This is a genomic window from Antarcticimicrobium luteum (assembly GCF_004358185.1).
Taxonomy (GTDB): Bacteria; Pseudomonadota; Alphaproteobacteria; order Rhodobacterales; family Rhodobacteraceae; genus Antarcticimicrobium; species Antarcticimicrobium luteum.
The window spans coordinates 1-5,230 of sequence record NZ_SMUV01000017.1 but is presented as its reverse complement, the minus strand read 5'-3'; the positions used below and the strand labels follow the sequence as shown (position 1 = coordinate 5,230).

The following is a 5,230-nucleotide window of genomic DNA, read 5'->3' as shown; positions in this document are numbered from 1 at the left end:
GCGACGGCTATCTCTACCGGGGCCGCACCGGGATCCAGATCACCGGGCGGGGCAACTACCGCGCCTTCACCCGGTGGGTGCGCACCCTTGATCCCACGGCGCCGGACTTCGAAGCGGATCCGGATGCGGCGAATCTCGATCCCTGGGAGGGGCTGGGGCCGCTCTGGTACTGGTCGACCCGGGGGCTGAACGCGCTGGCGGACCAGGGCGATCTGCGCCGGATCACCCGCCGGATCAATGGCGGCTATACCCATCTGTCGGAGCGTCAGCGCTTAACCGATCGGGCGCAGCTGGTTCTGCTGGGCCATGGCCCGGAGGATCTGCGCGCCTTCCAGCGCGGCGCCAGACTGGTGGTGGATGGCCGCTTTGGCCCGAACTCCCGCGCGGCGCTGCATGCGGCGCTGCGGGCCCTGCCGCCGATCCTCCCTGCGAGACGAGCCCAACCTTCCCCATTCCGCGCACTTCTGGCGCGGATCTTTCCCTGGCTGGCGGCGTGATCCGCTGGCCGTTCCCCCTCAACTCCTGAAACGAGGTAAGACCCATGATCCCACCTCCTTTGGCACACATTCCATGCGTCGGACGAAGGTCGCGCATATCTATCGGAAGACGGGAAACCTGCGGGCCGTTCAACTCCTGCTTGGGCACACCAAGATGGATAGCACCGTTCGGTATCTCGGCGTCGAACTGGAGGACGCGCTGGCAATCGCCGAAGCGGTCGAGATCTGACGGTATCGGGCCGTTCTGTATGAATGGCCCTGAGCTGACCTTCACACCTGCTGCAGCGGATGACCGTTCCCAGCCCAAACTTGACATGCGCTCTGGCGCCGTGCTGACCATGCCCGTTCGGTCGAGAGGGCGGACTCCAGGCTTTTTCCGCGGGCGCAAACTCACCATCGTGTATGGCGAAAGCGGCCGTTCACGTGAGCGCCCCTCATGCGCACTGCTTTTAAGCAAGCTGGTCAAGTGCCGATTTTAGGCGTGGTGCTGCAAAATCGACAAAGGCGCGGATCTTGGGTGCGACCAGTCGCGATTGCGCATAGACGAGGTGAACGGGTTGAGGTGGCAGCGAGATGTGGTCGAGAACCGGGACCAGTTTACCTTCCCGGATCTTGTCGGAGACCATATAGGAAAGGCCAATCGTGATCCCGTGACCCTCTTCTGCGGCATGGATCGCGGCGATCGCATCGTTGATCTCGAAGTCCGGCTTCAGCGCGACGCTGCTTCGGCCCTGATCGTCCTTGAAACGCCATTCGCGGTTAGGCATCAAACCGGTGAACGCGATCACCGAGTGAAGTTTCAGCTCCGCAGGTGTGGCGGGTGTCCCACGACGGGCCAGGTAGCCGGGGCTGGCGACGAGAACACGGCGCACTGATCCTATCCGCTTTGCGATCAGGTTGGAATCTGGCAGGGGGCCAATCCGAATGGCGACGTCGATGCCCTCTTCGACCAGGTTGACGATCCTGTCCGCCAGCACAACCGTTGCCGTGACGCGGGGGTAGTGGCTGAGAAAGTCGCAAACCACCGGAGATAATGCCGAGCGGCCAAAGGTAACGGAGGCCGTTATGGTCAGGTGCCCTAGAGGGTTCGCGGTTGCGCCGACCGCGTCCATCTCCGCCGTCTCCAGATCGGCAAGCACTCGTTTTGCACTTTCAAGAAACCGCGCGCCGACATCGGTAATCGAAAGGCTGCGCGTCGTCCGGTTGAAAACGCGCGCACCGAGACGCGCCTCGAGCGCGGAAATCGCCCGAGTGACGGCGGGCGGCGAGAGCCGCAGGCGGGCGCCGGCCTTCGTAAAGCTGCCGGCGTCGGCAACCGCTACAAAGACCTCGAGTTGGTGCAGGCGATCCACTCTTTATTCCCCCAATCGGAATAATGAATTCCATAGAATGAGTATTCTTTCAATCAAAAGAAAGGGCCATGTCATGGCGAGCGGTGCCCAAAGGCTCCGTTCATTCAACCAGACAAGGATCCTCTCCCATGGCCCGCGTTGCCGTCATCGACCCCAAAACCGCCACTGGCGAAGCCAAACCGCTCCTGGATGCTGTCCAGTCCGGGCTTGGCATGGTGCCCAACTTCATTCGCGTGCTGGCCAACTCTCCGGCCGCGCTCGGCGCATTTCTCGGGCTGCACGGGATTGCCGGCGCGGGCCTTCTGGACGAACAGACGCGCGAGCGTATCGCCCTGACGGTCGCCGAGCAGAACGCTTGCCAATACTGCGTCTCGGCCCATACGGCCATCGGCCGCAAGGTCGGCCTCGACAATCAGGAGATGCTGGCCAACCGCATGGGTCGTTCGGCCGACACCAAGGCGGAAGCGGCCCTGACCTTCGCCCGCGCCCTGGTCGAGAATACCGGGCAGGTGAGCGGGGCTGAGTTTGAGGCCGTGCGCGCCGCCGGCCATTCGGACGGCGAGATCATCGAGATCATCACCCATGTCGCGATGAACATCTTCACCAACCTGCTTGGCAAGGCGACCCAGGTCGAGATCGATTTCCCGAATATCGACCTGACCGGAGCCGCCTGAGCCCGATCCGCAATTGGCCCCGCGTGGCACGCAGGGCCCTTCAAAAAGGAACTATCCCATGGTTGACCTGTCTCGTCGCGGCTTTGCCGCATCCCTCCTTGCGTTGCCCATTGCGGCGGCGGCGGCGCCTGAGTTGCAAGCGCGGTCGGCCGGCCCCCTGGCGCCGATTCCCATCACTGCCCGCTACCAGATCGGGCGTTTCGAAGTGACCGTGATCTCGGACGGGTATATCGACTTTCCCTATGACATGTTCACGGGTGTGACACCGGATCAGGCGCGCGCCGCCGCCGAGGCGGTATTCGCAGCGGGCAGCAATGGCGTGCGCGGCAATTTCGCCACCTACCTGATCAACGACGGCGAGCGCTACGTTCTTGTCGACAGCGGCCCGGCCGGAACTGTCAGCAAAACCTCGGGCTATCTGCCGGGCACGCTTGAGGCGCTCGGAGTGAAGCAGACGGATATCGACGCTGTCATCCTGACGCATGCCCATGTTGACCATATCGGCGGCATGGTGACCGGCGATCGCAATAACTTCCCGAACGCGGATGTCTATATCCACAGGCGGGATGTGCAAACCTTCACCGATCCGTCGATCGAGGTACGGGCGCCGGAGATCGTCAAGTCGAGCTTCGCGGCGACCGAGCAACTCGTCCGGCTGTATCCCCGGCTTCAGCAGATTGACGGCGAACGCCAGATCACGCGAGGCATTTCGGTCTTCGATCTGTCTGGCCATACGCCGGGACAGATCGGCGTGAAGATCGAGGATGGCGGACAGGTCCTGAACCTCGTCGCGGACATGCTCTTTCATCCGGCCGCGCATCCGGCACTTCCGGGCTTCGGCATCATCTTCGAGATGGACAAGGAGGCGGCAGACGCGTCCCGTGCCCGGTTCTTCCCGCAGGCAGCAGAGGAGAAGGCGCTGCTTGCCGCCACGCATATGCCATTCCCCGGCGTCGGCAGAATCGTGAAGGACAGCGGTGCGCTCAAGTGGCTGCCAGCGGATTGGTCCTACGTCGACTGATCGAAACACCGGTGCGATGCCGCGCCGGTGCCTCAACCTTGAAAGGAGACTCCCATGGCCGAGAACAGTTCTTCGAAAGTTCGCCCACCCTTGCCGCCCTTCACGCGCGACACCGCGATCAAGAAGGTTCGGATGGCCGAGGATGGCTGGAACTCTCGCGATCCCGAGCGCGTATCCCTAGCCTATACGGAGGACAGCCGATGGCGCAACCGGGCCGAATTTCCCATCGGTCGCGCCGAGATCGTCAAATTCTTGAAGCGCAAATGGGCACGCGAACTGGAATATCGCCTGATCAAGGAGCTTTGGGCTTTTTCCGATAACCGCATCGCCGTGCGCTTTGCCTACGAATGGCGCGATGACGCCGGCAACTGGTTCCGCAGTCACGGCAATGAGAACTGGGAGTTCGACGAGCGCGGCCTGATGCGGCTCCGCTTCGCCAGCATCAACGACCAGCCGATCTCTGAGAGCGAACGGAAGTTCCATTGGCCGCAGGGGCCTCGCCCAGCGGACCACGCGGGCCTTTCGGATCTCGGCATATAGGGCGCGGGGCAAGGACCCGCAGGAGGAAATCATGCCACATCATTTCGCGAAGATCGCCTTCACGCCGACGGTCAAGAAGGTGCAGGAGGCTCTGGGAAGCCGGAGTGCATATGCCCGAATGGAGAATGTGCCGGAACCACGGAACCAAAAGCTCACAGAAGCCGAGGCAGGGTTCATCGCCGCACGGGACTCGTTCTATATGGCGACCGTCAGCGAGACCGGCTGGCCGTACATACAGCACCGCGGCGGGCCAGCCGGTTTCGTGCGCGTGCTTGATGAAGGCACGATCGGCTTTGCGGATTTCCGAGGCAACCGGCAATATGTCAGCGTCGGAAACCTGATGACCGACGACCGGGTGTCGCTGTTCTTCGTGGATTATCCGAACAAGACCCGACTGAAGGTCTTCGGCCGCGCCCGGATAATCGATCTTGAGGATCGTACCGCGCTGTCGCGGCTGGAGCTCTCGGATTACCGCGCCCGGATCGAGCGAGGCATTGTTATCAGGATCGAGGGCTTCGACTGGAATTGCCCGCAGCACATCACTGAGCGCTACACTCTGGCTGAAGTGAGTGCCGTGACCGCGCCGCTCGCGGCACGGATCGCCGAACTCGAAGCCGAGATCGCAGGGCGTCCGGCGTCGCGGCCCATGGCATAACCTGCCCCGGACCGGCCTGACGCCGCGCCCTCAGATCAACCCAACCCCGGGCGGGAAGTTGGCGATGATCAGCTCGGCGGCATCGGTCGACCCACCCGCGGCAACGGAGTATTTCAGCCTCACCTCCTCCATTTCGAACGCCGCGAATGTCTCGCGGATCTCGGGGCGGTCATTGATCGACAGGATGAACCTGCCGTGGATCCCGGCCAGCTGCTCGGCCATGGCCTGGAACTGGCTGCGATCGAACAGCCCATTGCCATAGTCGTTCTCCCCACCCCAATAAGGCGGATCGAGATAGAACAGCGTCTGGGCCCCAACCTTGCGGGACTCGAAGGCGTCTGACCTGCTCCCCTGAAAAGTCCGCGGTTTGAAGTTAGCCTGTTCTCCAAACGAGGAGACAGATAATGCGAAAAAGCCGATTCAGCGAAGAACAGATCATCGGGATACTGAAGGAGCATCAGGCCGGAATGGGGGCCAAGGAGCTTTGCCGG

The 5,230-nt window shown here is 62.5% G+C and carries 8 protein-coding genes and 1 pseudogene; 7 read left to right on the top strand and 2 right to left on the bottom strand.

Going from position 1 to position 5,230, the window contains the following annotated elements:
• Together E1832_RS22350 and E1832_RS00255 are read left to right on the top strand one after the other, a co-directional pair.
• Positions 1-497, top strand: a 497-nt coding sequence (locus E1832_RS22350; RefSeq protein WP_425358952.1) for a glycoside hydrolase family 19 protein, incomplete at its 5' end; no start/stop codon positions are given.
• Between the two features lie 46 nt (positions 498-543).
• Positions 544-726: pseudogene (locus E1832_RS00255) on the top strand (tyrosine-type recombinase/integrase); the annotation flags it as partial.
• A gap of 220 nt (positions 727-946) precedes the next feature.
• Here the strand turns inward: E1832_RS00255 and E1832_RS00250 are convergent.
• On the bottom strand, positions 947-1,849 hold the full coding sequence (locus E1832_RS00250) for a LysR family transcriptional regulator (protein ID WP_133357790.1): 903 nt from the start codon (positions 1,847-1,849) through the stop codon (positions 947-949).
• Positions 1,850-1,977: 128 nt separating this feature from the next.
• On the opposite strand from E1832_RS00250, the gene E1832_RS00245 reads away from it, so the two are divergent.
• From E1832_RS00245 to E1832_RS00230, 4 genes are read left to right on the top strand one after another with little or no spacing between them, the layout of a single operon-like run.
• Positions 1,978-2,523: a carboxymuconolactone decarboxylase family protein gene (locus E1832_RS00245; protein ID WP_133357788.1), complete on the top strand. Its 546-nt coding sequence runs from the start codon at positions 1,978-1,980 to the stop codon at positions 2,521-2,523.
• Between the two features lie 58 nt (positions 2,524-2,581).
• Complete coding sequence (locus E1832_RS00240; RefSeq protein ID WP_133357786.1) at positions 2,582-3,544, top strand: MBL fold metallo-hydrolase; 963 nt, start codon at positions 2,582-2,584, stop codon at positions 3,542-3,544.
• Between the two features lie 54 nt (positions 3,545-3,598).
• Positions 3,599-4,084, top strand: a complete 486-nt coding sequence (locus E1832_RS00235) for a nuclear transport factor 2 family protein (RefSeq protein WP_133357784.1) — start codon at positions 3,599-3,601, stop codon at positions 4,082-4,084.
• Positions 4,085-4,115: 31 nt separating this feature from the next.
• Positions 4,116-4,739, top strand: coding sequence for a pyridoxamine 5'-phosphate oxidase family protein (locus E1832_RS00230; protein ID WP_133357782.1), 624 nt, complete (start codon positions 4,116-4,118; stop codon positions 4,737-4,739).
• Between the two features lie 30 nt (positions 4,740-4,769).
• Here the strand turns inward: E1832_RS00230 and E1832_RS22760 are convergent, their stop codons facing one another.
• Positions 4,770-4,961, bottom strand: coding sequence for a hypothetical protein (locus tag E1832_RS22760; protein WP_133357780.1), 192 nt, complete (start codon positions 4,959-4,961; stop codon positions 4,770-4,772).
• Positions 4,962-5,143: 182 nt separating this feature from the next.
• On the opposite strand from E1832_RS22760, the gene E1832_RS23165 reads away from it, so the two are divergent.
• Positions 5,144-5,230: transposase (locus E1832_RS23165; protein ID WP_342635552.1), on the top strand; the 87-nt coding region annotated here is incomplete at its 3' end.